Raw genomic sequence first — 25,265 nt, 5'->3', positions numbered from 1 at the left:
TCTTATCTACTTGATAATACCGTCAATGCTAAGGCAATGGCTAGCCAGAAAAAGACTAAAATCCCTGTCAAACGCTGCATTACAGCTTCAAAACCGCGTGCTTTACTGCGTTCAAACAAATCACCTGAGCTGGCATCAAATACATTGCTGGATTGGTTTTTGGTTGGTTGCATGAAAATCGCAATCACAATCACAACAGATAATACTAATAAAATGGTTAATAATAGGTTATACATATCAAACTCCTTAAAATCCCTATTATTTTACCATAAAATCTACTTAGATTCAAGATGTAGGGTTACTTTTCTTTCCTTGGGACAATACTTTAAAACCTCAATCTTGTCTGGATGGGTTTTGGAATTTTTACTGGTTAGGTAATTGATACTGCCACAAGAGGAGCACTTGAGATTAATTTTTACTCGCACTAGATTTCCTTTACTTTTAATAATGTTCGAAATTGAAGAAGGTTAAAGAGACAACTAAAGGCAACACAAAGGCTTGTCGCATAAAAGACTGCATGGTAGCCAAATTGACCTGCTACTGCAGAACCTGCCATGGGACCAACGACACCTCCCAGATAAAAGAATACCTGATTGAAGGCAAAGACCCTCGAAATGCCGGCTTTGGGAGTCATTTTGCTGAGTAGGGCATTAATCCCAGGAATCAGCGCACCGGTTCCCAAGCCAAAGAGGAAACGATAGAGTCCTAGTTGAAGGGGACTAGATGCATTGGCACAGAGGAGATAGATGATAACTGAATAAAACTGTGCTACAACCAAGAGACGATGATTGCCCACCTTGTCACCTAGCTTACCCATGACTCCTGCACTCATCATGCTGGAAAAGCCCATGCTGGACACAATCAAACCAGAGACAAAAAGAAGATTCTCTGTCTGCCCTAAGTCGCGTACATAAAGAGCCAAAATAGGGCCAATCGATTGGGCTGAAAATTGGATGACAAAACTGGTTAAAAAGAGATTGACCAAAAGATAAGGATATTTGACCGATGTAAATAATTCCTTTGTTGGAATAGCCTTTTCCTTGGCTACTGGTTTAAAATCTTCCTTAATAAAGCAAATAGTCAAAATAGCAGCTAAAAACAGAAAACTACCAACCAGTAAGAAAACCGTACGAATTCCAAATAATTCTGCGATAAAGCCACCAATAAAAGGACCAGTTAGAGTGCCTGCAACTACACCTGTAGACAAAGTACCTAAGGCAGAGCCTGATTTCTCCTTGGGAACCTGACTGGCTATCAAGGCTGTTGCATTGGGAACAAAACCTGCAAATACACCATTCAGTAAACGAAGAAAGATTAACCAATAAATATTTGGGACAAAAGCCAAGCCTCCCATAGTGATAGTCATGGCCAGACCAGCACGAATCATCATGGATTTTCGACCGTATTTATCGGCAAGAATACCCCAGATAGGAGAAAAGAGCGCCGCAGAAATAGCAGAGACAGAAATAGCTAAACCTGCATAAAAAGCGACTTGCTCACTCCCTACACCCAGATTTTCCACAAAAATGGGCATAAAGGGCACAACCAAAGAAATACTGGCTCCTGTCAGAAAATTACCAAACCAGGCAATACGCAAATTATCCTTCCAGTTAATCTCTGTCATATTGCTTACCTCCCTCGAGAAGGATACGCACTTGAGTAAGAAGCTGGTCCAGATTGCCATTATTGTCTAGAACATGGCTAGCTAAACCTTTCTTTTGCTCTAAAGGCCACTGGGCTGCCAGACGAGATTCAGCTTCATTTTTGGACAACTGGTCTCTTTTCATTAAACGTTCTACTTGGGTATCTCGGTCCACATAGACCAACCACGTCTCATCAAACCAAGCGCTGTAGTCCTGCTCAAAAAGCAGGGGAATATCCATGAAAAAAATCTCTTCTGTCTGAACCAACTGGTCTCTCAAAGTAGCCAGTTCTTCACGAATAATCTCCCCTTGGATTCGCTTAGACCATTCTCGTTCCTCAGGATTTGAAAAGATGAGACTAGCTAGGAGAGGGCGATTGAGTTCTCCATTTTCTAGAATGATTTCTTGACCAAAATGCTGAACTAGAGCCTCAAACAGACGACCACCAGGTTTCTGTAGTTGGTGGACGACTGCATCGGCATCCACCACTTGAAAACCTTGCTGTCTAAGAAAATTTGTCACAGTTGACTTACCCGAGGCAATTCCTCCTGTGATTCCGATGATTTTTCCCATCAGTCCCTCCTTTGACAGTTTGGACAAAAGTGGGTGCCTCGTCTGCCTAGTTGGATTTTTTCAATCACAGTGCCACAGCGTACACATTCTTGACCAGCCTTGTCATAGACCTGATGAAAATCCTGCATGGTTCCATCTTCCCCAAAGGCATTGGTATAAGTCCGAATGGTGGAACCACCTTTTTCAACAGCCTGACCCAAAACAGCGATGGTCTGGTCATGAATGGCTGTCGCTTCTGCTACTGTCAAAGTTTGCGAAGGTCTTGCTGGATGAACCTGAGCTCGCCAGAGGACTTCATCCACATAAATATTGCCAAGACCAGCAACCAAGGTCTGGTCTAAAAGGTGGGATTTGATAGGCTTTTTGGACTTGGCTAGAGCAGTTTGAAAGACCTGCAAATCAAATTCTTCTTCGTTTGGCTCAGGCCCTAATTTTTTAGAAATAAAGTAGGCTTCTAAAAGATCAGGGGCCAAGAGTTCCATAGTACCAAACTTGCGTACATCCTCATAAACAAGCATTCCACCGTCCTCAAACTGGAAGAAAACATGGGCATGCTTGCGTTCAGGAACCTGGTCCGGATAATAAAAATACTTGCCCTCCATGCGCAAATGGGAAATCAAGACCTTGTCTGTCAAGTAGAAAAGCAAATATTTTCCACGACGCCCCATTGACTCAACAATCTGACCAGGCACTTCCTTTTGAAACTCGTCCAAATCCGTCTTAATCATCTTGGGATAACGAATTTCCATACTCGAAATCTTCTTACCCAAAATCAATTTTTCTAAGCCACGGCGAACAGTTTCAACCTCTGGTAATTCAGGCATAAGTCCTCCTTCTGTAAAAACAAGAAGCAGGCATGAGCCCACCTCTACTTAGTATTCTTTTTCATTATAGCCAAAGTCAGCCAAATCTAGTTTTTTATCACGCCAGTTTTTCTTAACCTTGACCCAAGTTTCTAGGAAGACCTTGTCTCCTAGCATGAGCTCGATATCACGACGGGCCATGCTACCAATTTTCTTAAGCATAGCGCCACCTTTACCGATGATAATCCCTTTCTGACTATCGCGCTCCACCATGATGGTTGCACGGATGTGCACCTTGTCTGTCTCTTCGTCTCGTTTCATAGAATCCACAACTACAGCAACTGAGTGAGGAATCTCTTCACGCGTTAAATGAAGAACCTTCTCACGAACCATTTCTGAAACCAAGAATCGTTCTGGATGGTCTGTGATTTGATCAGATGGGAAATATTGGAAACCTTCGTCCAGATTTTCACTCAAAATATCCACTAGACGAGAGACGTTATTCCCTTGAAGAGCTGAGATTGGAACGATTTCCTTAAAGTCCATTTGATTACGAAAATCATCAATCTGAGACAAAAGCTGGTCTGGATGAACCTTATCGATCTTGTTCACCACCAGAATAACAGGAACCTTAGCAGCCTTGAGACGCTCGATAATCATATCGTCCCCCTTACCACGCGCTTCATCAGCAGGCACCATGAAAAGAACGGTATCCACTTCACGAAGGGTGCTATAGGCAGATTCGACCATGAAATCTCCGAGAGCTGTTTTAGGTTTGTGAATCCCTGGTGTGTCGATAAAGACAATTTGCTCCTTATCAGTTGTGTAAATTCCCATAATTTTGTTGCGCGTTGTCTGCGCCTTGTCACTCATAATGGCAATCTTTTGCCCCATGACATGATTTAAAAAAGTTGACTTCCCAACGTTGGGACGTCCTAAAATGGCTACAAAGCCTGATTTAAAAGTCATAATTTCCTCTTGCTATTTAAAATAATAAATCCCAGATTCGTGGGAGAAAAATCAATGCGCCTGTTAAGGCTGCGAAAAGAGAGACCACTAATACCGCGCCAGCCGCCATATCCTTGGCATTTTTAGCCAGCATAGAAAAGTGATAGTGACTGGCCAAATCCACCACATTCTCGATAGCAGAATTGATAATTTCAAAGGCTACTACCAAAAAAATGCTCAATAGGAGAAAGAGCCATTCGATTCGTGACACCTGAAAAACAAAACCTGCGAGGATGACCACGAGAGCCGTCACCGCATGTTTTCGCATATTGCGTTCTTCCTTTATGGCAGTAAAAATTCCTGTAAGAGCAAATTCTAAACTGGATATCAGGTCACGATTTTTCCATTTTCGTTTATTGTCTTGTGAGTCCATAGGCTGTCAAAATTTCTTCTTGTAAACCGAACATCTCCGCTTCTTCTTCCGGAGTGTAGTGATCATAGCCGTTAATATGTAAAAAGCCGTGTACTGCCAAGAAGCCCATCTCACGCTCAAAGCTGTGGCCATATTCCTCAGCCTGCTCATGAGCCTTATCAATAGAGATGAACAATTCCCCAATATAGGCATCAAACTCAGACATCATCTCTGCTAATTCTGGATTTTCAAGCAAATCTTCTTCGTCAAAGGCAATTTCCAACTCTGGTTTATATTCAAGGCTGATGACATCTGTCGGACGGTCGGTGTCACGGTACTCCAGATTGAGTTCATGACTACGCTCATTGGTCACAAAGGTAACTGCCATCTCCTTGTCTTCTTTTCCTAATTTTTGGGCTGCAAATTCCAAAATCTCTTGGGTTTGTTGCAACATTTCTTTTGAAACTTGACCAGTTTCATCTACCATTTCAATATACATGTGCTTCTCGTTTCTCTTTACTTGGCTTTATTATACCACATTTCCATGATTTTATTCTACCTTTTTGATATAATACTATGGAATACAATCACAAGGAGAGAACGATGTCATTTGACGGATTTTTTTTACACCACATGGTTGAGGAATTGCGAAGAGAATTAGTGAATGGTCGCATTCAGAAAATCAATCAACCTTTTGAACAAGAGTTGGTCTTGCAAATCCGTAGCAATCGCCAAAGTCATCGCCTGCTCCTTTCTGCCCATCCAGTTTTTGGACGCATTCAGCTGACCCAAACAACTTTTGAAAACCCAGCCCAGCCTTCTACCTTTATCATGGTTTTAAGAAAATATTTGCAGGGTGCCCTGATTGAGTCGATTGAGCAAGTGGAAAATGACCGTATTGTGGAAATTACGGTTTCTAATAAAAACGAGATTGGGGACCATATTCAGGCTACCTTGATTATCGAAATTATGGGGAAACACAGTAATATTCTACTGGTCGATAAAAGCAGTCATAAAATCCTCGAAGTTATCAAACATGTTGGCTTTTCACAAAATAGCTACCGCACCTTGCTTCCTGGATCGACCTATATCGCTCCGCCAAGTACGGAAGCTCTCAATCCTTTTACAATCAAGGACGAGAAACTTTTTGAAATCCTGCAAACACAGGAAACGACAGCTAAAAATCTTCAAAGCCTCTTTCAAGGTCTGGGACGCGATACGGCAAATGAATTGGAAAGGATACTGGTTAGTGAAAAACTTTCCACTTTCCGAAACTTTTTCAATCAAGAAACCAAGCCATGCTTGACTGAGACTTCCTTCAGCCCAGTTCCTTTTGCAAATCAGGTGGGAGAGCCTTTTGCCAGTCTTTCTGATTTGTTGGACACCTACTATAAGGATAAGGCTGAGCGCGACCGCGTCAAACAGCAAGCCAGTGAACTGATTCGTCGTGTTGAAAATGAACTTCAAAAAAATCGTCATAAGCTTAAAAAACAAGAAAAAGAGTTACTGGCGACAGACAACGCTGAAGAATTTCGTCAAAAGGGGGAATTACTGACAACCTTCCTCCATCAAGTTCCTAATGACCAAGATCAGGTTATCCTAGACAACTACTATACTAATCAACCTATCACAATTGCGCTTGATAAGGCCTTGACTCCCAACCAGAATGCCCAACGCTATTTTAAACGGTATCAGAAACTCAAAGAAGCTGTCAAATACTTGACTGAGCTGATTGAGGAAACCAAGGCAACCATTCTCTATCTGGAAAGTGTAGAAACCGTCCTCAACCAAGCTGGACTAGAAGAAATCGCTGAAATCCGTGAAGAATTGATCCAAACAGGTTTTATCCGCAGAAGACAACGGGAGAAAATCCAGAAACGCAAAAAACCAGAACAATATCTAGCAAGCGATGGCAAAACCATCATCTATGTCGGTCGCAATAACCTGCAAAATGAGGAGCTAACCTTTAAAATGGCCCGCAAGGAGGAACTTTGGTTCCATGCCAAGGACATTCCTGGAAGCCATGTTGTCATCTCAGGCAATCTTGACCCATCCGATGAAGTCAAGACAGACGCGGCAGAACTAGCCGCCTACTTCTCTCAAGGTCGCCTGTCAAATCTGGTGCAGGTAGATATGATTGAAGTCAAGAAACTCAACAAACCAACTGGCGGAAAACCAGGCTTTGTCACTTACACAGGACAAAAGACCCTCCGTGTCACACCAGACCCCGAAAAAATTACATCCATGAAAAAATCCTGATTTTACTTAAAATCAGGATTTTTAACTTACTATTCACTCAAATCATATTCATACTCAATGAAAATCAAAGAGCAAACTAGGAAGCTAGCCGCAGGTTGCTCAAAGCACTGCTTTGAGGTTGTAGATAAGACTGACAAAGTCAATCACATACATCACCCAAGGAGACGCTGACGTGGTTTGAAGAGATTTTCGAAGAGTATCAATTATAGGACTAATCTTTGCCACCTAGCTTCTCATTGATTTTCATCATCACACTAGCAATTTTTTCACCCCAATAAGGATCTGAGGCATATTCCACATTCATACCAGATGCCTTGTTTCCAAGGAAAGTTCTGCCCCTATCGATATAATTTTCCTTAATCCACTTGCTTGCACCTAAAATTCCCTTATCCACATCATCAAATGTCTTGGCAGAAAGGTAAGGGGTCGTATCATAGGCTGTAATTCCAAAGAAATTATTCTTATCTTTGGCAATCTTACTTCGTCCCCAATCACTTTCTAAAGCACTATGGGCAAGGAGGTAAAGGGCATTGATATGATAATGTTCTTCGGCTTCCTTAAAAGTAGCTCCCTTATTTTCTAAGAGACTATTATTAATATTTAGCAAACTAAATACCTTATCCAAGTCTTCAGCACTATAGTTTGTAGCCTCTGTTAAATCTTTGAAAAGGAAGGGATTCTCAAGCTTAAAACCATCAAAATGCAACCCATCTGCCGAATAATATTTCTTGCCTACTTCCATATCAGAAAGATGAGAAGCTACTGGGATACTAGCATTCTGAGCCACATAGTGATAAAAACGGTGGCCATCACTCTCATAATAAGGGATAAAATCCTTACTAGCATCTAATGCTTGTAAATCTTCTGTTTTCATATAGCCTGACAAACCAGAAACAGTAATAGCCAGATGCTTATCATCACTTTTTCTATCCTTATCTAGCCAGACGACACTACCTTGCGATATATAGGAGAGCTTTTCACCATCTGCATCATAAACATTTGCAGTCACTGGAAGGACCTGATAATACTCAGAGCTAGTCTTGGGCTCCTTATGCCATTTTCCATCGTTTCCTAGCTGATGACCATCAATAGTCTCATTTTTTGCCATGTAGCCAGCAGATTTGAAGTAGTACCAGGCTTGACTATGAGAATCATAGACCCATTCTTTTTCAGCCATTTTGCCATCAGATTTGAGGTAAAACCATGATTCTTTATCCAAAATCCATTCATTGGCTGCCATATAGCCTCCGGATTTTAGATAATAATAGTGACCATTATCAAAAATCCATTCTTTATCAGCATGATTCCCATTTTCTTTAATGTAAAACCAAGATTGGTATTGTTTGTCAAAAAGCCAACCTTGCTGTACTTTAGCGCCACTAGCACTCACATAAGCCTGTTCAATCCACTGACTTGTCAGTAAATAACCACCAGATTTGAAATAATAGTCCTTACCTTTGATTTGGAGCCATTCTTTCTCTGCGTGTTGGCCATCTGCTTTGATATAAAACCAAGCATCATATTGAGAATCATAGACCCAGTCTTCTATTACCTTGGCACCTGTAGCACCGACATAGGAAGCTCCTAGCCAAGCATTTCTTTTCATCTTTCCATCTTGGTCAAGATAATAGAGGACTCCCTTGTCTTCTATCCATTCTGACTTGGCCATATAGCCACCAGATTTGAGGTAAAAATAGTCATCACCTTGCTTTAGCCATTCATTTTCAGCATAGTTGGCATCTTCTTTTATATAAAACCAAGATTGATAGTGAGCATCAAAAACCCACTCATTAGCTGCTTGACTCCCATCTGCTTTCAGGTATTGTTTTCCTTGCCAAGTACCATCACTAGCCATTGCACTCTCTGGTCTGGCTAAGAAAAATAGCAGAGCTAAAAAAACAAATCTCAATTTCTTCATAAACTTTCTTCCTCTGTTCTTTCTATTTTATTGTATCAAAATTCTCTATAATCAACATTACAAACTGATAAAAAATCAAGAACAGATTGATTGCAGTTTACCTCAGAGACTCTTTTACTTCCTTGCGTAGATCTTCCAGACTGCTAATGCCGTATTTGTCCATGGCTTTTGGCAGATTTTCGATGATATCAGGACAGGCATATGGATTGGTAAAGTTGGCTGTTCCAACTCCAATAGCAGATGCTCCAGCCAGATACATTTCTAGGGCAGCTTCAGCCGAATCCACTCCTCCCATTCCAATAATAGGCAGGTCTGTTGTTTGGGCTACTTGGCGGATGAGTTTGAGGGCTACTGGAAAGACTGCTGGACCAGACATTCCACCTGTTCCATTGGCCAAGATTGGTTTTCTGGTTTTTAGGTCAAAGCGCATACCAACTAGAGTATTGATCATGGTCAAGCCACTTGCCCCCGCATCTTCTGCAGCTTTTGCGACTGTGACAATATCCGTCACACTAGGAGTCAGTTTGACATAAACTGGCACATCAGAGGCTTCCACAGCTGCTTTCACCACATCATAAGCTAAATCTGGATCTTGACCAATCAAGAGTCCATGATTACAGTGATCTACGTTGGGACAAGAAATATTGAGCTCAATAGCCTTCACATTAGTTGCCTTGGAAATACCATGAGAAACAGCCGCATACTCTTGTTTTGAAAAACCAGCTACATTGGCAATAATAGGAAGATTTGGATATTCTCTTTCCAACCAAGGTAGCTTTTCAGCCAAAACAACTTCCAAACCAGGATTTTGCAAACCGATTGCATTAAGCATACCAGCGGGTGTTTCTGCCACCCTTGGAGTTGGATTGCCAAAACGGGGTTCAAGAGTTGTCGCCTTGATCATAATAGAACCCAAAAGGTCTAAATCATAGTACTTGGCATACTCTTGACCAAAACCAAAACAGCCTGATGCTGGAATAATCGGATTTTTCAAATCCAAACCAGGTAGAGAAACTTGTAAACGATTTGTAGTCATAATTTTCTCCTTATAATACAACTGTTCCTGTACGGAAAACAGGGCCATCTTCACAGACGCGTTGGCTGACCGTCTCGCTTTCTGGCACTTTTAGGACGCAGGCATAGCAAGCCCCCATCCCACAAGCCATACGAGATTCTAGAGATAGATAGGCTCTTGGGTGGTCATAAAAGGTTTGATTGATATACTTCATCATTCCAGGCGCCCCACATGAGTAAACAGCATCAAACTGACTGTCTAAATCATTAATGACGACGGAAACATTGCCCTTAATACCATAAGAACCATCATCTGTCGTTACAAAGACTTGACTATATTGGGCTAATTCTTTTTCAAGGATAACAGCAGCCTTATTAGCAAATCCGAGAACTGTCACTACTTTCACACCACGCGCATGCAATTCCTTGGCCACCTCAAGCAAGGGTGGGACACCAATCCCCCCTCCAACTAAGAGAATCTGGCTCTGCTCATCTAGGTCAGACAAGTCAAATCCATTTCCCTGAGGTCCCATCACATCAAGAGTATCTCCCTGACTTAAGGTTGAAAAAATAGCTGTACCAGCACCTTCAATCCGATAAATGAGGTGACACTGCTTCTTTACCTTATCAATAGACGAAATTGAAATAGGACGACGCAAAAGATGGGCATCATCAGGCACGCGCAGATGTAGAAATTGACCTGCTCGCATGGCTTCAACCATTTCCCCTTCTAGGACTAATTCAAAGATTGCTGGCGCGATTTCCTCCTGTGCAACCACCTTCATGGTTTCCAAACGAATGGCACCCAAACGTTTCTTACATGTGGGATTCATGACTTTTCCTCCTTAAATTTTAAGGGGATCAGATAAAGAAAAGACCTTGCTAGTGCAAGGCCTCAGTTAAAATCGTACAAGACAAGAGAGCACACTCAAAAAGTCTCCTCTAGAAAATTGTACTATTCTTTTATCTGACACCTTGTGAGTCTCTCTGGACTCCCCTTAAAGGTTAAATTTTTATTAGTATACTCTTTCAGCTAAAAAAAGTCAAGTAGAAAACGAACATTCTACTTGACCTCACGAGATTATTTTTCACGAATGACTTCGACCTTGTAGCCATCAGGGTCTTTTACAAAGTAATAGTTAGGTGCAGTTCCTGGTAGACCATTTGGCTCAGTCACTTCATATCCTTTTGCACTATGCTCTTGATGAAGCGCCTCAAGATCAGGTGTACTGAGGGCGATATGGGCAAATCCATCTCCAACCACATAAGGACCATGATCGTAGTTATAAGTCAACTCCAACTCATAGTCATCACCCTCAAGACCTAGATAGACAATCGTGAAGGCATGGTCTGGAAAATCTCTGCGACGCAATTCTTTAAAACCAAAAGCATCTTGATAAAATGCGATTGATTTTTCAAGATTTTCTACTCGCAAGCAAGTGTGTAGCATTTTTGAAGCCATATTTTTCTCCTTTATTTTCAAAAAGACTGGGACAATCCTGTTCCAGTCTTATCTGTTATTATTTACCAAGTTTTGCTTTCGCTGCATCTGCAAGAGCTGTGAAAGCTGCTGCATCGTTAACAGCCAAGTCAGCAAGCATTTTACGGTTAACTTCGATCTCAGCCAATTTCAAACCATGCATCAATTGTGAGTATGAAAGTCCGTTCATACGAGCTGCCGCATTGATACGAGTGATCCACAATTTGCGGAAGTCACGTTTTTTCTGACGACGGTCACGGTATGCATAGTAGTAAGAGTTCATTACTTGTTCTTTTGCAGTACGGAACAAGATGTGTTTAGCTCCATAGTAACCTTTTGCTAATTTAAGAATACGTTTACGACGTTTGCGTGATACAACGCCACCTTTAACACGTGCCATGTTTTATTTCCTCCAAATATTTCCTAGAATTGTTTACTTACTGTTAGGCTATTATTTCAAGCGAGTAAGCATTGCTTTGATACGTTTGTAATCTCCTGAATGCACCATAGATGCTTTACGAAGATGACGACGTTGTTTCTTAGTTTTTCCGTGGAAACGGTGAGAAGTGTAAGCACGGAAACGTTTAAGTCCACCAGAACCTGTACGTTTGAAACGTTTAGCTGATGCGCGGTGTGTTTTTTGTTTTGGCATGATTTTTTCTCCTTTATTTAACTTTCTGACAATTATTTTTTGTCAGTCGCTGGCGCCAATTGCATGAACATTTGACGTCCATCCATTTTAGCACGTTGTTCGATGATGGCAATATCTTGAGTTGCTTCAGCAAACTCGGCTAAAACTTTTGCACCAATCTCTTTATGGGTAATCATACGACCCTTAAAGCGAATAGATACCTTAACTTTATTTCCTTTTTCAAGGAATTTGCGTGCATTGCGAAGTTTTGTATCAAAGTCACCCTTGTCAATAGTTGGACTTAGACGAACTTCTTTCACAGTAACAACACTTTGTTTTTTACGTTGTTCTTTTTGCTTCTTCTGGTACTCAAACTTGAACTTACCGTAGTCCATAATTTTTGCAACAGGCGGTTTGGCTTGGGGTTGAATCAATACTAGGTCAACATTAGCGTTATCAGCCAAAGCTTGCGCTTCACTGAGTGGCTTGATGCCTAGCTGTTCTCCTTCAAGACCAATCAAGCGAACTTCACGTACACGAATCTCATCATTGATGAATAAGTCTTGCTTTGCTATGGTTTTCACCTCTTTTGTTTTATTAGAGAAAAACAATAGCGGACTCGTAAATATACAAGCCCGCACGTTATGATAGCGTTTCTTAGAAACTTTTCATCCGTAGGGCCAGGCAACTTCATGTCACAAGGCGAGAAGCTCTCACTTCTGCTTTTCTCAACTTTTACATGATACCAAGTTTTCTAGCTCTTGTCAAGATAAAAAGTTATTTTTTTGAAAAGTTTCTGCTCATTAACCAACCGTTTCGACTTTCCAACTATTCCACCCTTTAAAGCGTATAGCTCCATGCTGGTCAGTTCGGTAAACTTTACTATTGATAGTTTCCAGTCGTGTCAAAGTTTCCTGATGGGGGAGTTTCGCTCGATTGTTCTTTCCAACTGAGATAAGAGTAAACTCTGGTTTGAGTTTTTCTAGAAAGTCTGAACTTGATGATTTTTTAGAGCCATGTTGGCCAGCTTTTAAAACATCCACTTTCAAGTCTGGATAGTGCTTCAGCAATTCCTTCTCTCCTTTTTCCTCCAAATTTCCTGTGAAGAGAAAGTACTTATCCAAAAGTTTTCCATACAGAACCAGGGAATCTTCATAACCTCCATCTCCAATTTTCCTTGGAGATAGGACTTCTAACTGACTTCCAAAAATTGACAAGTTCTCTCCTGCTGTTATACTTCTAACTTTTGTTTGGGTCGCTTGTAGTTCTGCCACAAATTGCTTCTGTTTCAAACTGCCTTTTGACACTAAAATTTCGCCTACATGAAAAGCCTTGGTCACCTCCAACAAATCTCCAACATATTCCTTGTCCGTATTGGTCAAAATTAGCTGGTCAATCTTGGATACTCCGCGACTTTTGAGATAGGGTATCAAGGTTCGCTGGGCATTACTGGTCGTCGTCTTTTCTTGCCATTTTTCTATTTTCTTACTAGACTCTGCCTTGCCACCCACATCTATGAGAATGATTTTACCAGTTACATCCCGTAGGAAAATACTTTCCCCTTGCCCAACATCCAGCATGGTGATTTCATTTTCCAGTGGATGCTTGGTCAAGAAAAAGAGACCTGTAATCAATAAGCTCAACACTGCTAGCCTTTTAATGTTTTTCCTCAAATCATAGACCAAAGCCAAGGAAATTAACAATAAGATTAAAATCCATGCATTGGGTTGTCCAAAGACCAGAGGTCTACTTGCCACCTGTGATACAAAGCGAATCATTCCCTCCAACCATTCAAAAATAAAATTCAGCTGAATGACTGGATGAAGAAAGGAAAGGGCAAATAAGATAGACAAGAGCGGTAAGAAGACCAAGTCAAAAAGAAAGGAAAAGACAAAGGTCAAAAGGATAGACCAAGGCTGAAATTCTGCAAAATAGAAGGATAGGATGGGTAATATTCCCAAGGAAATGACTAGACTTTCTCTAGCAACAGCCTTGAGGCCTTCTCCTTCTTTGCTGGTCATGGTCAAGATAAAAGCATAAGCGCAGGACAAGACTCCTCCTGCTGTCAAGAAAAAGTTGGGCATGACGATAAAGAGGACAAGGACCGTCAAGGCAAAATTATCCAAGCCCTTAACACCATGTTGTGCCAGTAACTTTTGCAAAAGACTGCGAATAACTGATGCTGAAAATCCTGTCAGCCCTGCATAGATAAGGGAAAAGGGATAAATCAGCCATTTCAACTTTTCTTGAGTCAAGCCCAATCGCAAGAGGAGTTTCTTAAATCCGTCCATGAAAAAACCTACCTGCATACCCGACAAGGCAAAGAGGTGGATAATTCCTAAACTAGAATAAAGCCCGTTCATCTCCTCAAAGTCGGTGTCCAGATGTCCTAACAAGAGCCCTGTCATGTAATTGCGCATAGGGTCTGGAAAATGCGTCTTAATCCAAACCACAGTCTTTCGACGTAAACTGGACAGATTTTCTCCTATATCCCAACTGCTAACCTTTTGAAGTGACTGGATTCTTTTGATAGTTAATGTTTGGTAAATCCCTTGAGTTTTCAGATAGGCTTGGTAGTCAAAACCACCAAAATTTCTCTGCCCGTCTGGTTCTGAAAGTTTTCCTTCTAGTCCTATCTCATGAAGGTCGGTTAAAGCTTGAAAGGCTTCTTTCTCCTCCTCGGACTGGAGTTTATAATAGACTTGAAAAATTTGTCCGTCAGCCTTGCCACGAAAGGATAAACTATCTCCATTAACTTTGATAGTATCTGGTAAAATCTTCACCTTGTCTACATAAGCGACTAAGTTTTGACTAGCTTGTGTCTGTTGCCAATTTTGAAACAGAAACCAGAAACCAAAGATTCCACAAATCACTAGAACTCTACCTGCTGATTTCCAAGGAAATTGAATAAAGAGACAGACTAGCAGAAAAACAAAGCCCAACAAAGCAAGATAAGATGCTGAGAAAATAGAATAGTAAAGCCAAAGCAACAGAAAACTCAGGTAAATTAGGGGAATAGGGAAATTCTTAATCCACTGTAACATAATCTTTTAGCTTTTCTATGGTCTTGGCACCAATTCCAGAGACCTTCTTAAGTTCATCAACCGACTTGAATTTCCCATTTGACTCACGATGATCGATAATGTCCTGAGCTCGTTTTCCTCCCAGTCCCTTTACCTGCTTGAGTTCTTCCAGACTGGCCTTGTTGAGATTGACCTTCTTGTCCTTGCTTGTTGAAGAAGGCGCTCCAGAACCTGCCTGTTGACTAGCTACTTCTTCTCCCTTAGATGGAACGTAAACCAGAGCCTCATCACTAACTTTCTGAGCTAGATTGAGCGACTTGCTGTCTGCTTGTTCTGTCAAGCCACCAGCCTTCTGAACAGCATCATTGACTCGACTACCTACCGGCAAATCATAAATCCCTGGCGATTTAACAGCACCTTTCACATCTACGGTGATTAGATCTTGTTCAACCGGTTCTTCCTTTTCTTCCTTCTTCACATCCTTTTCGGTCGATGAATCCTTGGAAACAGCTGTAACTTCTGCCTGCAAATTCGTTTCTTTGACAGGTGTGTGTGGAGCTGGCTTTAGCAGGAAAAATCCTCCTACAAGCAAGCCCAGACCGGTACAGATAACAATGATTTTATATTCTTTAATTTTCTCGATAATTGCTTCCATATTTTCTCCTCTCTTAGATTATTCGTAAGAGGAAGAAAAAACAGTTGAAAATTTCTTCTCAACTGTTTATTTATTTGCAAAATAGTCTTCCTTTGTCAAGACATAATGAACCCTTGTAACGATTCGGCCTTCTTCATGCTGGTCCATACAAGCATATGGGTCTAAGTGTGAAAAACGCATACCCGATTTCTCCATGACCTTACCTGATGCGGGATTAGCCTTATCGTGTAAAGCAATCAACTTATTCATCCCTATCTTTTCAAAAGCTAGCTCAATTACGGCACGATTGGCTTCTGTCGTTAATCCTTGATTCCAATACTTTTTATTGATAATGTAGCCAATAGCCGCCTTCTTAAGAGCAGGATCAATCTTGTGCAAATCAATGGTACCGATAAACTGACCATTGCTTTTTAGTTCTATTCCCCACCGTCCCAAGGGATTGGCCAAGTAGAACTGAGCAATATTATTTTGAGTTTCTTCCAAGCTTTGATTGGTTGGAAAAGTGTAGCGCGTATTTTCTATGTCCGAGGCATAGTCAAACATTTCTTCCGCATCATCCAAGGTTACAGGTCTAAGCAATAAACGCTCAGTCTCGACTATGGGATACTGAGCTAGTTTTAAAAAGATTGATTCCATACTTCTCCTCCATTTAAAAATATTTTCTACCAGTCTAGCATAAAAAAGAAGTTACAACAAGTTTTCCTTGCTTTTTAAAGCGGTTTCATATAGAATAAATTCATCACCTTATTTTATAGATAATTGTGATAAATCATTTACAACCCGTCAATAGAAAGGGAGTTTTTCTCTATGTTAATTGGAATTCCAAAAGAAATTAAGAATAATGAAAACCGTGTCGCCCTCACACCTGCTGGTGTCCACAGCTTAGTCGGTCGTGGTCATCGCGTCCTTATCGAAACAAATGCTGGTCTCGGTTCTGGCTTTACTGATGATGACTATCAAAAGCAAGGAGCTGAGATTGTCGCTACTGCTGGTGAAGCCTGGGCTGCAGAGTTGGTCGTGAAAGTAAAAGAACCATTAGCTTCTGAATATGGTTACTTACGTGACGACTTGCTTCTCTTCACCTACTTGCATATGGCTGCTGCTCCTGAATTAGCCGAAGCCATGTTAGCAGCCAAAACAACAAGTATCGCTTATGAGACTGTCCGTGATGATCAGGGGCAGTTACCACTCCTCATTCCTATGAGTGAGGTTGCAGGCCGTATGGCAGTTCAAATCGAAGCTCACTTCTTGACCAAACAAGCTGGTGGATCTGGTGTCCTACTTGGTGGTGTACCAGGCGTTCCAAAAGGAAAAGTCACTATCATCGGTGGTGGTGTCGTAGGAACTCATGCTGCCCGCATCGCACTTGGACTTGGTGCCCAAGTGACCATCCTTGATATCAGTGCTAAACGTCTCTCTGAATTAGAGGAAGTTTTTGGTCATCAAATTCAAACCCTCATGTCCAATTCATTTAACATCGAAGCCAGTGTGAGAGATGCGGATGTTGTTATTGGGGCGGTTCTCATCCCCGGTGCCAAAGCACCAAAATTGGTGACAGATAAGATGGTCAAGCAAATGCGTCCAGGTTCTGTCATTGTGGACGTTGCCGTTGACCAAGGTGGTGTTATCGAAACAGCTGACCGTGTGACAACGCACGATGAACCTGTCTATGAAAAACATGGTGTACTTCACTACGCCGTTGCTAACATCCCTGGTGCTGTTGCCCGTACTTCTACCATTGCCCTTACAAATGTCACTATTCCTTATATCGAAGCTTTGACAGAAAAAGGATTCGCACAAGCAATTTCTGAAGATGAGGGCTTGCGTCAAGGTGTTACCACTTATCAAGGTTACTTAACCAGTCTTCCAGTAGCTCAAGGTCTCGATCAAAAACATACTCCAATTGATGAACTAGTATAAAAAATCTAATTATCAGATAAAAGAAAGAGCAATTCCACCTGAACTGCTCTTTCTTGCTATTCTGTTTCTTCTTGGATTTCTTCACGCTCTTCATTTTTAATTGGAGCTGGTTCATAAGCTCGGATAATCTGAGCGACAACTGGATGGCGAACCACATCCTTGGCTGAAAAATGAACAAAGTCAATCTGGTGAATGTTCTTGAGCTTTTCCTGAGCATCAATCAAACCGGACTTGACGTTACGCGGAAGGTCAATCTGACTGATATCTCCATTGACAATCATCTTAGAATTAAAACCTAAACGAGTCAAGAACATCTTCATCTGCATGATAGTCGTATTTTGCGCCTCATCGAGAATGACAAAGGCATCATCCAAGGTTCGTCCACGCATATAGGCAAGGGGCGCAATCTCGATAATTTCACGCTCCATGAGTCGAGTTGTTTGGTCTTTTCCCAGAATCTGATACAAGGCATCATAAACAGGTCGAAGGTAAGGATCTACCTTCTCTTTAAGATCACCCGGAAGAAAACCTAGACTCTCGCCAGCTTCCACTGCCGGGCGTGTTAGGATAATCCGCTTAACCTGACCACGTTTAAGAGCTGTCACAGCCAAGGTCACTGCAAGGAAGGTCTTCCCCGTACCTGCTGGCCCAATTCCAAAGGTCACATCATGCTGTTTAACACTGTCCACATAAAGTTTTTGACCCAAGGTTTTGACACGGATCGGCTTCCCTGTATTATCTTTGATAATTTCTTCTTCATAAAGGGCAACAAACTTGTCGATTTCATCGTTTTTGACCATGCTAATTGCAGTCACCACATCTGGCGTACCAACGGTCATCCCACGGTTCACCAAGACCATGAGAGCTTGGATAACCTGACGAGCTTCCTCGCAAGCAGACTCTTCTCCCAAAACCTGGACAATCTCCGTACGAGCATGAATCACAACATCAAGCTCTTCTTCCATCAAACGAAGATGGCGTTCATTGGAACCAAAAAGATGAAACAAGTCATCTGGATGACTCAGTTGAATGTCTATTGAATGTTCCTTCAAATAAAGAACCTCTCTAATCCTTTTATTTCTTTTTATTATAGCAAAGAGAACAATAAAATACTAGCCTCATCTCATTGTCTCTAGTGTTCTAAGTATTCTTGCCAGATAGAATCAAAGTCTCCTAGGTTAAAAGAGAAACTGGCATGTTCCTCCAAAAAGCGACTCACCTCATCAAAATCATCCGTGTGTTTTGGGAAGGCTGACTCTTCAAAAGCGAGGTCTGCCAAGATAGACTTGGGACTGTTACTTTTAGGATTGCGCTCAGTCATGAGCCAAGTGTAAAATGATTTTCTCATAAATCTCCCTAAATCAACTCTGTCCCAAACTGGTCTTGCTTGATTTTACCAGCCTTCATAAGACCACCTAAAGCTTTCTTGAACTGACCTTTAGAAATGCCAAAGGTTGCCTTGATGTCGTCTGGAGATGACTTATCATTTAAGGTCATGAAACCGCCATTGCTTTCCAAGTAGGTCAAAATCATCTGAGCATCATTTTCCAACATTTCAAATGAACGAGGTTTGAGAGAGAGGTTCAGAGTGCGGTCCACTTCACGGAAACCAATGACACGCGCATCTAATACTTGACCCAAACGTGGCTCTGCATAGCGCTCGCTAGGATGGATAAAGCCAAGCATGTTATTTTCTGGCAGATAGACAAAGGTCCCTGACAGCTTGAGGCGGTAAACAATGGCTGGCCAGTTTTGGTTCTGCATGTTGTTGTAGGCAGGACGAGCCAGACGTTGGAAGTCTTCTTGATAAGCCAAGAGTCCCCAGATACGGTCTTTCTTGTCCACTTCAAGACGGATATAGAGTTGGTCGCCCTTCTTAGGCCAGAGTTCCTTGAGCTCAGGGAGAATATCGAGTGACACAACGATTTCCTTGTCAGGAAGGCCTGTATCCACAAAGACACCCAAGTCTTTACGAACTTCCGTTACAGTTCCCCAACCAAATTGGTCCTGAGTTGCAGTCACTTCTAGAGTGGTCAAACGGAGTTTTTGCTTCATATCCGTGTAGGCAAAACCTTTAACCGTATCCCCAACTGTATGTTGACCTTCTTCCTTGGCAAGAGCATAGGTCTGGCCATCCTTTTGCACAAAGTAAAAACGGTCGTTTTCATCGATGATCAGTCCAACGATAAAACTTGCAAGATTTGTATTCATATTTCCTTCTTTCGAATAAAACTCAGCCAGCAATGCCAACTGAGTTTTTCTGTTTATTTTTTAGACTTCCAAAAGTTCTTTCTCTTTGTTGGCAGTCATGTCGTCGATGTGTTTAACAGCATCGTCTGTTACTTTTTGAATGTCTTTTTCAAGAGTCTTCAATTCGTCTTCAGTGATTTCTTTTGCTTTTTCTTGTTTCTTAGCTTCGTCCATAGCATCGCGACGGATATTGCGGACAGCCACTTTAGCATTTTCGCCGACCTTCTTCACTTCTTTAGCAAGGTCACGACGAGTTTCTTCTGTAAGAGCAGGGATAACCAAACGAATAACAGAACCGTCGTTAGCTGGTGTGATACCAAGATCAGAGGCATTCAAGGCACGTTCGATGTCTTTCAATGAAGACTTGTCAAATGGTGTCACCAACAAAACACGCGCTTCTGGAATCGTAATTGAAGCGATTTGGTTAAGAGGAGTTTCTACTCCATAGTATTCTACATGTACACGGTCCAGCAAGCTTGCATTGGCACGACCGGCACGGATACCACCAAATTCACGAGCAAGTGACTGGTGAGACTGGGTCATTCTCTCTTTAGCTTTTTCAATAATTGCGTTAGCCATAATCTTTCTTATTCCTTTTCTTAGATATTATTTGAAACTGTTGTTCCGATATTTTCACCAAATACGACACGTTTGATGTTGCCTGGTTGGTTCATGTTGAAGACAACCAAGTCAATGTCGTTATCCATTGAGAGGGTTGAAGCTGTTGAATCCATGATACGGAGACCTTTATTGATAACGTCACGGTGGGTCAATTCTTCAAACTTAACGGCTGTCTTGTCTTTCTTAGGATCGGCATTGTAAACACCATCGACACCGTTTTTAGCCATAAGAATAGCATCTGCTTCGATTTCAGCTGCACGAAGGGCCGCTGTTGTATCTGTTGAGAAGTAAGGTGAACCAATTCCGGCACCAAAGATAACGATACGGCCTTTTTCAAGATGACGAAGGGCACGTCCACGTACGTAAGGCTCTGCCACTTGTTGCATAGCAATAGCTGTTTGCACACGTGTATCAACCCCAACTTGTTGCAATGAATCTGCCATCACAAGAGCATTCATAACAGTCCCAAGCATTCCTGTGTAATCTGCCTGAACGCGGTCCATACCTGCTTCTGCAGCAGGTTCTCCACGCCAAAGATTTCCTCCACCAATAACAAGGGCAATTTCGATACCTAAGCTATGAACTTCTTGAATCTCTTTTGCGATTGTTTGAACTGTTTGGATATCAATCCCTACGCCACGTTCACCGGCAAGGGCTTCACCTGATAACTTGATTAAAATACGTTTATACTTGGGATTCGCCATTTTCACTCTCCTTCTTTTATCCTACCTATTTTATCACAATTTCTAAGATTTTTATAGTATCATGAGCAATTCTTTCAAAAAAATTAGACCGTTAAAAATTCCTCTAAATCGTTAAGAGCACGCTCTGCAATTTTTTCATAACGAGCCTTCTTATCACGGATACGTTCACCTTCCAACTCCTTGATAATCCCGAAATTGACATTCATTGGTTGGAAATGTTTGCTGTCAGCATGGGTGATATAATGAGCCAGACTTCCAATCGCTGTGGTCTCTGGGAAAACAGCCTCGCTTTCTCCCTTGAAGAGACGAGCGGCGTTAATTCCCGCAACCAAGCCTGAAGCAGCTGACTCAACATAGCCTTCCACACCTGTCATCTGACCAGCAAAGAAGAGGTTTGGCTGTTTCTTGGAACGATAGGTCTGCTCAAGAAGATTTGGTGAATCCATGTAAGAATTGCGGTGCATGACACCATAACGTACAAACTCCGCATTTTCAAGACCTGGAATCATTTGGAAGACACGCTTTTGTTCTCCCCATTTGAGGTGGGTCTGGAAACCAACAATATTGTAAAGGCTACCAGCCGCATTGTCCTGACGAAGCTGGACAACCGCATAAGGGGTTTTGAATTCTCCATCACGAGGTCCTGTGTAGTCTTCTGGATACTCAAGACCGACTGGTTTCATAGGACCATAAAGCATGGTTTTAATACCACGTTTAGCCATGACTTCGATAGGCATACAGCCTTCAAAGTACTTTTCTTTTTCAAAAGAATTGAGCGGAGCTTCTTCCGCATTGACCAAGGCTTCATGGAAATCCATAAATTCTTGCTTGGTCATGGGAGCGTTGAGATAAGCGGCTTCTCCCTTATCATAACGAGATTTGAGATAGACCTTGCTCATATCGATAGTGTTGACATCGATAATCGGCGCTGCCGCATCGTAGAAATAGAAGCCATCGCCATCATTAAGGGTGTGAATCTTTTCAGCCAGGGCATCACTAGTCAAGGGACCAGTAGCGACAACTGTGATAACATCTGTCGGTAATTCTGTAATTTCATCACGCACCACTTCAATCAAGGGGTGGTTGGCCACTTTTTCGGTCACCATTTGGGAGAAATCATCACGGTCCACCGCAAGCGCACCACCTGCAGGAACACGTGTAGCCTCAGCAGATTCCAAAATAACAGAACCCAAGCGACGCATTTCTTCCTTGAGAAGCCCGACAGCATTTGTCAGAGCATCTCCACGAAGAGAATTAGAACAAACTAACTCTGCAAAATTGTCTGTTTTGTGTTGAGGTGTTGACTTGACACCACGCATTTCATAAAGTTTAACTGGAATACCACGTTCTGCAATTTGGTAGGCTGCTTCAGAACCTGCCAAACCAGCACCAATAACATTGATATAAGATTGAGACACGACACTAATACCTCTTTGGGTGGAACCTAAGTTCATATCAAAACAAGGCACTGGCTTGTTTAACACCCACAAATCTTTCTATTTTTTCTTCTACTAGTATAACAAAAAAAGGGAAGAAGGCAAACTTCCCTGTTTAGTCATTTTCTTCCCAATCGTGATAGGCAGCGTAAAGCTGGCTCTTATTCCACTGGTAAAACTTAGCTACTTCCTTGATAGCTTGGTTTTTCTTCATGCCTTGCTGGATACGGGCTTGAATTTCTAAGAATAAGTCCTCCTCGTCTTTTTCTTCCACATCCTGACTGGCACCTTCAACAATGAGAAGGCATTCTCCCTTAAGTGGCGTTTCAGCGATGCTTTCCAGCAATTCAGAGATCTTTCCTCGTTGGTATTCTTCATAGATTTTAGTCAATTCCCTAACCAAGACGACCGAGCGGTCACCATAAACTGCTAGCATATTTTCCAACGTATCTGCCACACGATGGGGCGATTCATAGAAAATCTGAGTTTCAGGATAGTCTTTTTTCAAGTCGAAAAATTGCTTTTGCTGACCTGATTTTCTTGGTAAAAAACCGTAAAAGATATGTGGCTGCGGCGCTAAACCACTGGCAATCAAAGCAGAAATTCCTGCAGAGGCACCTGGAACAGTGACAACCGCAATTTCTTCCTCAATAGCTACCTTAACCAAATCATGGCCAGGGTCTGAGATACTAGGCAGACCCGCATCGGAGACCTGAGCAATACTTTGCCCTGCTTTCAGGAAACCAATCAAATCAGGAATTTTTTCCTTGGCATTGTGCTCATGAAAACTGATCTGCTTGGTCGAAATGTCAAAATGCTTGAGCAAAAGACCTGTATTGCGCGTGTCCTCAGCAGCAATCCAGTCCACTTCTTTCAAGGTCTGAATAGCTCGAAAGGTCATATCATCTAGATTGCCAATCGGCGTTGCCACTAGGTACAGCTTGCCATAGGGAGACTGCCCCTTAAAACTTTTTTGAATCTGCATGCCTACTCCCTGTATAACAACTCGTCACAGAACATACATTCCTCATCCTGCTCTCGACGTTGTCCATAAAAATCATTACAAACGTGAAATCCATCCCGGTAAATGCGACGGACACTTTCACGAACATGCTTAGCCTTGACAGGAGCATCTGCTTCCACCTCACCCAAGCGTTCGCGCAACTTACTATTTTCCAAGCGAAGAGCTGTATTTTCCTCTACCAGGCTCTTGAGATTTTTCTTGATGGCTTCCACATCGGCCAAAGTTACCAATAACTGTTGGGAAAAATCATCCAGCGCGTCAAATAATTCTTTTTTGTCCATAAAACAGCCCTTTCCTTTCATTATCGTTCATTTTTGAGTTTATATTTCTTTCAAGACCAGGTATTCCAAGGCATTTTGAAAACTGACATTAGCCTGCCACATTTTTCTAGCTTCTAGCAAATCTTGTAGAATCACCCTTACTCTTGCTTGTAGGATATCTTGTCCACAGAGAACTTCAAGAATCCGTAAAACCTGATCTTGTTTTTCCTTGTCATCTGCTAAGTTCGCTAATTTAGCAACCTGCAGATAACTTTCTTTTTTCTTAGCTACTAACCAAGCCAGCAGGCGTTCACTTTCATCGACCAAAGTCCAAAAACTTGCCTGATTAGCCAACTTTTCTGCTTCAGCTCGCGATTGACTAAACTGAGCTAGGAGAGTCGCTTTTTTCTTAACCAGTCCCATTTGTTCTAAGAGCAAGATCAGCTTCTCTTCTTGTTTTTTAAAGTGGAAAATCTGGGTCCGACTTCGGATTGTTGGTAAGATTTTTTCCTCATCTCTGGTCAAGAAGAAAATGTAAACCTCACTCTGGGGTTCTTCGATGACCTTGAGCAGAGAATTGGCTGCATTAGGATGCATTTTCTCAGCTTGCTCGATAATAAAGACCTGCTGCTGGCTTTCAATCCCTGCTTGAGAAAACTGTCCCACCAATTCCCGAATGCGTTCTGTCTTAATAACCTGATTGACTGGCTTAATCAAGGTGACATCGGGAAATTCTCCCTGTTCAATCAGCTTACAATTTCGGCATTTCTCACATGGTAAAACACCTACTTTATCTGTACAAAAGAGGCTCTTAGCTAAAAATTGCGCCATTTCCAAGCTTCCAAAGAAACCTGAAAAGAGGTAGGCATGATTGAGCTGGTCTTGCTCCAAGATACGGACAAAGCGGTCAAACTGTTCTGGCTGCCAGACCTTTAGTTGATCTTGTTTCATTTAGCTAATCCCATTCTGTCAAACAAGACAGCCTTGGTAGTTTCCACAACTTGCTCTAAAGGGAGACTAGCATCAATCTTAACAATACGACTTCCTTCTTTGTCCAGAAGAGAAAGGTAACCTTGACGGACTTTTTTGTGCAAGTCCAACCCTTCCAAGTCCAAACGATTGACCTCACGATTGCTATTAGAAGCAATTCGAGCCAGTCCTTCTTCCACCTCGATGTCAAAATAGAGTGTCAAATCGGGTTTAAGGCCATCTGTCGCAAAGTAATTGAGCCAATCAATGGCATCAATATCCAAGCCACGACCAAATCCCTGATAGGCAAGAGAACTATCGATGAAGCGATCCATAATGACCAACTTGCCAGCTTCAAGGGCAGGGAGAACTTTTTCCACCAAGTGCTGTCTGCGACTGGCGATATAGAGCAAAAGCTCTGTTTTAGCATCCATCTGAGTATGACTTGGATCCAAAATTACTTCCCGAATCTTCTCCCCAATCAAGACTCCGCCAGGTTCACGGGTCGTCAGCACCTCTACCCCTTTTTCCTCTAAAATTGGTAGCAGAGCCTCTAAAACACTGGTCTTTCCTGCTCCCTCTGGTCCCTCAAGAGAGACTAAAAATCCTTTTGACATGTCTAACTCATTTCTTTTTTACTACTTCTATTCTATCAAAAAAATGTGGGTTTGTGACAATCTTTTTGTCTTCTCATTTCAACCACCATAAAAGAGGCAGATAAA

General features: G+C 41.9%; 30 protein-coding genes and 1 other annotated feature. Of the genes, 2 read left to right on the top strand and 28 right to left on the bottom strand.

Going from position 1 to position 25,265, the window contains the following annotated elements; genetic code table 11:
- Window positions 1-2: 2 nt before the first annotated feature.
- Genes secG through ybeY form a run of 8 tightly spaced genes read right to left on the bottom strand, consistent with a single transcriptional unit; the run spans window position 3 to window position 4,878 of the window.
- Window positions 3-236: a preprotein translocase subunit SecG gene (gene secG, locus ADJ60_RS03755; protein WP_000282517.1), complete on the bottom strand. Its 234-nt coding sequence runs from the start codon at window positions 234-236 to the stop codon at window positions 3-5.
- Between the two features lie 39 nt (window positions 237-275).
- Window positions 276-425, bottom strand: coding sequence for a 50S ribosomal protein L33 (rpmG, locus tag ADJ60_RS03750; protein ID WP_001809104.1), 150 nt, complete (start codon window positions 423-425; stop codon window positions 276-278).
- Window positions 425-1,624, bottom strand: coding sequence for a multidrug efflux MFS transporter (locus tag ADJ60_RS03745; RefSeq protein ID WP_023947226.1), 1,200 nt, complete (start codon window positions 1,622-1,624; stop codon window positions 425-427). Before ADJ60_RS03745 ends, rpmG begins: the two co-directional genes overlap by 1 nt.
- A complete protein-coding gene (gene coaE, locus ADJ60_RS03740) occupies window positions 1,611-2,216 on the bottom strand; it encodes a dephospho-CoA kinase (protein ID WP_023947227.1) in 606 nt (201 codons plus the stop codon). The genes ADJ60_RS03745 and coaE overlap by 14 nt, the downstream gene beginning before the upstream one ends.
- Window positions 2,216-3,040, bottom strand: a complete 825-nt coding sequence (gene mutM, locus ADJ60_RS03735; RefSeq protein ID WP_033684995.1) for a DNA-formamidopyrimidine glycosylase — start codon at window positions 3,038-3,040, stop codon at window positions 2,216-2,218. Before mutM ends, coaE begins: the two co-directional genes overlap by 1 nt.
- A 48-nt stretch (window positions 3,041-3,088) precedes the next feature.
- On the bottom strand, window positions 3,089-3,988 hold the full coding sequence (gene era / locus ADJ60_RS03730; RefSeq protein ID WP_000143264.1) for a GTPase Era: 900 nt from the start codon (window positions 3,986-3,988) through the stop codon (window positions 3,089-3,091).
- Between the two features lie 16 nt (window positions 3,989-4,004).
- Entirely contained in the window at window positions 4,005-4,400 is a 396-nt protein-coding gene (locus tag ADJ60_RS03725) for a diacylglycerol kinase family protein (protein ID WP_000378166.1), read from the bottom strand.
- Window positions 4,381-4,878 (bottom strand): rRNA maturation RNase YbeY, encoded by a 498-nt coding sequence (ybeY, locus tag ADJ60_RS03720; RefSeq protein WP_000275156.1) that lies wholly within the window; start codon window positions 4,876-4,878, stop codon window positions 4,381-4,383. The genes ADJ60_RS03725 and ybeY overlap by 20 nt, the downstream gene beginning before the upstream one ends.
- A gap of 104 nt (window positions 4,879-4,982) precedes the next feature.
- On the opposite strand from ybeY, the gene pavA reads away from it, so the two are divergent.
- Entirely contained in the window at window positions 4,983-6,638 is a 1,656-nt protein-coding gene (gene pavA / locus ADJ60_RS03715; RefSeq protein ID WP_020902911.1) for an Rqc2 family fibronectin-binding protein PavA, read from the top strand.
- A 211-nt stretch (window positions 6,639-6,849) separates the two neighbouring features.
- Here the strand turns inward: pavA and ADJ60_RS03710 are convergent, their stop codons facing one another.
- The 10 genes from ADJ60_RS03710 to ADJ60_RS03665 form a co-directional block, all read right to left on the bottom strand.
- Window positions 6,850-8,556, bottom strand: a complete 1,707-nt coding sequence (locus ADJ60_RS03710) for a glucosaminidase domain-containing protein (RefSeq protein ID WP_033684994.1) — start codon at window positions 8,554-8,556, stop codon at window positions 6,850-6,852.
- 97 nt (window positions 8,557-8,653) lie between these two features.
- On the bottom strand, window positions 8,654-9,640 hold the full coding sequence (locus tag ADJ60_RS03705) for a dihydroorotate dehydrogenase (RefSeq protein ID WP_162489587.1): 987 nt from the start codon (window positions 9,638-9,640) through the stop codon (window positions 8,654-8,656).
- A complete protein-coding gene (locus ADJ60_RS03700; RefSeq protein WP_049515202.1) occupies window positions 9,603-10,403 on the bottom strand; it encodes a dihydroorotate dehydrogenase electron transfer subunit in 801 nt (266 codons plus the stop codon). The genes ADJ60_RS03705 and ADJ60_RS03700 overlap by 38 nt, the downstream gene beginning before the upstream one ends.
- 248 nt (window positions 10,404-10,651) lie before the next feature.
- Window positions 10,652-11,032, bottom strand: coding sequence for a VOC family protein (locus ADJ60_RS03695; RefSeq protein WP_000157153.1), 381 nt, complete (start codon window positions 11,030-11,032; stop codon window positions 10,652-10,654).
- 58 nt (window positions 11,033-11,090) lie between these two features.
- Entirely contained in the window at window positions 11,091-11,450 is a 360-nt protein-coding gene (rplT, locus tag ADJ60_RS03690; RefSeq protein ID WP_000124834.1) for a 50S ribosomal protein L20, read from the bottom strand.
- Window positions 11,451-11,501: 51 nt separating this feature from the next.
- Complete coding sequence (rpmI, locus tag ADJ60_RS03685; RefSeq protein WP_001125943.1) at window positions 11,502-11,702, bottom strand: 50S ribosomal protein L35; 201 nt, start codon at window positions 11,700-11,702, stop codon at window positions 11,502-11,504.
- A 32-nt stretch (window positions 11,703-11,734) separates the two neighbouring features.
- Entirely contained in the window at window positions 11,735-12,265 is a 531-nt protein-coding gene (infC, locus tag ADJ60_RS03680) for a translation initiation factor IF-3 (protein WP_000848180.1), read from the bottom strand.
- 15 nt (window positions 12,266-12,280) lie between these two features.
- Window positions 12,281-12,412, bottom strand: a sequence feature (ribosomal protein L20 leader region).
- A gap of 72 nt (window positions 12,413-12,484) precedes the next feature.
- The gene (locus ADJ60_RS03675) at window positions 12,485-14,725 is read right to left on the bottom strand and encodes a DNA internalization-related competence protein ComEC/Rec2 (RefSeq protein WP_049543514.1); all 2,241 of its coding nucleotides are present in this window, start codon (window positions 14,723-14,725) and stop codon (window positions 12,485-12,487) included.
- Entirely contained in the window at window positions 14,709-15,359 is a 651-nt protein-coding gene (locus tag ADJ60_RS03670) for a helix-hairpin-helix domain-containing protein (RefSeq protein WP_049543512.1), read from the bottom strand. The genes ADJ60_RS03675 and ADJ60_RS03670 overlap by 17 nt, the downstream gene beginning before the upstream one ends.
- Window positions 15,360-15,425: 66 nt before the next feature.
- Window positions 15,426-15,995, bottom strand: coding sequence for a GNAT family N-acetyltransferase (locus tag ADJ60_RS03665; protein ID WP_049543510.1), 570 nt, complete (start codon window positions 15,993-15,995; stop codon window positions 15,426-15,428).
- 171 nt (window positions 15,996-16,166) lie between these two features.
- Between ADJ60_RS03665 and ald the strand changes: the two genes are divergently transcribed.
- Window positions 16,167-17,279 (top strand): alanine dehydrogenase, encoded by a 1,113-nt coding sequence (ald, locus tag ADJ60_RS03660; RefSeq protein ID WP_049543508.1) that lies wholly within the window; start codon window positions 16,167-16,169, stop codon window positions 17,277-17,279.
- Window positions 17,280-17,335: 56 nt separating this feature from the next.
- On the opposite strand, the gene ADJ60_RS03655 is transcribed toward ald, so the two are convergent.
- The 10 genes from ADJ60_RS03655 to tmk all read right to left on the bottom strand — a co-directional run bounded on the left by ADJ60_RS03655 (window position 17,336) and on the right by tmk (window position 25,160).
- Window positions 17,336-18,331, bottom strand: a complete 996-nt coding sequence (locus ADJ60_RS03655; protein WP_049543507.1) for a PhoH family protein — start codon at window positions 18,329-18,331, stop codon at window positions 17,336-17,338.
- Window positions 18,332-18,411: 80 nt separating this feature from the next.
- The gene (locus ADJ60_RS03650; protein ID WP_049543506.1) at window positions 18,412-18,627 is read right to left on the bottom strand and encodes a YozE family protein; all 216 of its coding nucleotides are present in this window, start codon (window positions 18,625-18,627) and stop codon (window positions 18,412-18,414) included.
- A gap of 8 nt (window positions 18,628-18,635) precedes the next feature.
- On the bottom strand, window positions 18,636-19,490 hold the full coding sequence (gene cvfB, locus ADJ60_RS03645; RefSeq protein WP_001095459.1) for an RNA-binding virulence regulatory protein CvfB: 855 nt from the start codon (window positions 19,488-19,490) through the stop codon (window positions 18,636-18,638).
- A 60-nt stretch (window positions 19,491-19,550) separates the two neighbouring features.
- Complete coding sequence (gene frr, locus ADJ60_RS03640; protein ID WP_001262225.1) at window positions 19,551-20,108, bottom strand: ribosome recycling factor; 558 nt, start codon at window positions 20,106-20,108, stop codon at window positions 19,551-19,553.
- Between the two features lie 20 nt (window positions 20,109-20,128).
- Window positions 20,129-20,854, bottom strand: a complete 726-nt coding sequence (pyrH, locus tag ADJ60_RS03635) for a UMP kinase (protein WP_000002995.1) — start codon at window positions 20,852-20,854, stop codon at window positions 20,129-20,131.
- A gap of 83 nt (window positions 20,855-20,937) precedes the next feature.
- Window positions 20,938-22,272 (bottom strand): methylenetetrahydrofolate--tRNA-(uracil(54)-C(5))-methyltransferase (FADH(2)-oxidizing) TrmFO, encoded by a 1,335-nt coding sequence (gene trmFO / locus ADJ60_RS03630; protein ID WP_049543504.1) that lies wholly within the window; start codon window positions 22,270-22,272, stop codon window positions 20,938-20,940.
- Window positions 22,273-22,405: 133 nt separating this feature from the next.
- The gene (rsmI, locus tag ADJ60_RS03625) at window positions 22,406-23,275 is read right to left on the bottom strand and encodes a 16S rRNA (cytidine(1402)-2'-O)-methyltransferase (RefSeq protein ID WP_049543503.1); all 870 of its coding nucleotides are present in this window, start codon (window positions 23,273-23,275) and stop codon (window positions 22,406-22,408) included.
- A gap of 2 nt (window positions 23,276-23,277) precedes the next feature.
- Entirely contained in the window at window positions 23,278-23,595 is a 318-nt protein-coding gene (yabA, locus tag ADJ60_RS03620; protein ID WP_000358228.1) for a DNA replication initiation control protein YabA, read from the bottom strand.
- A 39-nt stretch (window positions 23,596-23,634) separates the two neighbouring features.
- Window positions 23,635-24,525 carry a DNA polymerase III subunit delta' gene (locus ADJ60_RS03615; protein ID WP_049543501.1) on the bottom strand — a complete coding sequence of 297 codons (891 nt, stop codon included), beginning with the start codon at window positions 24,523-24,525 and terminating at the stop codon, window positions 23,635-23,637.
- Window positions 24,522-25,160, bottom strand: coding sequence for a dTMP kinase (gene tmk / locus ADJ60_RS03610; RefSeq protein WP_049543500.1), 639 nt, complete (start codon window positions 25,158-25,160; stop codon window positions 24,522-24,524). The genes ADJ60_RS03615 and tmk overlap by 4 nt, the downstream gene beginning before the upstream one ends.
- Window positions 25,161-25,265 lie beyond the last annotated feature (105 nt).

Origin of the sequence: Streptococcus pseudopneumoniae, assembly GCF_001076775.1 — a bacterium.
Taxonomy (GTDB): Bacteria; Bacillota; Bacilli; order Lactobacillales; family Streptococcaceae; genus Streptococcus; species Streptococcus pseudopneumoniae_G.
Note: the sequence above shows the minus strand (reverse complement) of the source record. Positions and strands in the feature narration are given on the sequence as shown.

Coding starts and splice junctions, on each gene's coding strand:
- secG (WP_000282517.1), bottom strand. CDS start 236: ATGTATAACCTATTATTAACCATTTTATTAGTATTATCTGTTGTGATT.
- ADJ60_RS03745 (WP_023947226.1), bottom strand. CDS start 1,624: ATGACAGAGATTAACTGGAAGGATAATTTGCGTATTGCCTGGTTTGGT.
- coaE (WP_023947227.1), bottom strand. CDS start 2,216: ATGGGAAAAATCATCGGAATCACAGGAGGAATTGCCTCGGGTAAGTCA.
- mutM (WP_033684995.1), bottom strand. CDS start 3,040: ATGCCTGAATTACCAGAGGTTGAAACTGTTCGCCGTGGCTTAGAAAAA.
- era (WP_000143264.1), bottom strand. CDS start 3,988: ATGACTTTTAAATCAGGCTTTGTAGCCATTTTAGGACGTCCCAACGTT.
- ADJ60_RS03725 (WP_000378166.1), bottom strand. CDS start 4,400: ATGGACTCACAAGACAATAAACGAAAATGGAAAAATCGTGACCTGATA.
- ybeY (WP_000275156.1), bottom strand. CDS start 4,878: ATGTATATTGAAATGGTAGATGAAACTGGTCAAGTTTCAAAAGAAATG.
- pavA (WP_020902911.1), top strand. CDS start 4,983: ATGTCATTTGACGGATTTTTTTTACACCACATGGTTGAGGAATTGCGA.
- ADJ60_RS03710 (WP_033684994.1), bottom strand. CDS start 8,556: ATGAAGAAATTGAGATTTGTTTTTTTAGCTCTGCTATTTTTCTTAGCC.
- ADJ60_RS03705 (WP_162489587.1), bottom strand. CDS start 9,640: ATGGCCCTGTTTTCCGTACAGGAACAGTTGTATTATAAGGAGAAAATT.
- ADJ60_RS03700 (WP_049515202.1), bottom strand. CDS start 10,403: ATGAATCCCACATGTAAGAAACGTTTGGGTGCCATTCGTTTGGAAACC.
- ADJ60_RS03695 (WP_000157153.1), bottom strand. CDS start 11,032: ATGGCTTCAAAAATGCTACACACTTGCTTGCGAGTAGAAAATCTTGAA.
- rplT (WP_000124834.1), bottom strand. CDS start 11,450: ATGGCACGTGTTAAAGGTGGCGTTGTATCACGCAAACGTCGTAAACGT.
- rpmI (WP_001125943.1), bottom strand. CDS start 11,702: ATGCCAAAACAAAAAACACACCGCGCATCAGCTAAACGTTTCAAACGT.
- ADJ60_RS03675 (WP_049543514.1), bottom strand. CDS start 14,725: ATGTTACAGTGGATTAAGAATTTCCCTATTCCCCTAATTTACCTGAGT.
- ADJ60_RS03670 (WP_049543512.1), bottom strand. CDS start 15,359: ATGGAAGCAATTATCGAGAAAATTAAAGAATATAAAATCATTGTTATC.
- ADJ60_RS03665 (WP_049543510.1), bottom strand. CDS start 15,995: ATGGAATCAATCTTTTTAAAACTAGCTCAGTATCCCATAGTCGAGACT.
- ald (WP_049543508.1), top strand. CDS start 16,167: ATGTTAATTGGAATTCCAAAAGAAATTAAGAATAATGAAAACCGTGTC.
- ADJ60_RS03650 (WP_049543506.1), bottom strand. CDS start 18,627: ATGAGAAAATCATTTTACACTTGGCTCATGACTGAGCGCAATCCTAAA.
- cvfB (WP_001095459.1), bottom strand. CDS start 19,490: ATGAATACAAATCTTGCAAGTTTTATCGTTGGACTGATCATCGATGAA.
- frr (WP_001262225.1), bottom strand. CDS start 20,108: ATGGCTAACGCAATTATTGAAAAAGCTAAAGAGAGAATGACCCAGTCT.
- pyrH (WP_000002995.1), bottom strand. CDS start 20,854: ATGGCGAATCCCAAGTATAAACGTATTTTAATCAAGTTATCAGGTGAA.
- rsmI (WP_049543503.1), bottom strand. CDS start 23,275: ATGCAGATTCAAAAAAGTTTTAAGGGGCAGTCTCCCTATGGCAAGCTG.
- yabA (WP_000358228.1), bottom strand. CDS start 23,595: ATGGACAAAAAAGAATTATTTGACGCGCTGGATGATTTTTCCCAACAG.
- ADJ60_RS03615 (WP_049543501.1), bottom strand. CDS start 24,525: ATGAAACAAGATCAACTAAAGGTCTGGCAGCCAGAACAGTTTGACCGC.
- tmk (WP_049543500.1), bottom strand. CDS start 25,160: ATGTCAAAAGGATTTTTAGTCTCTCTTGAGGGACCAGAGGGAGCAGGA.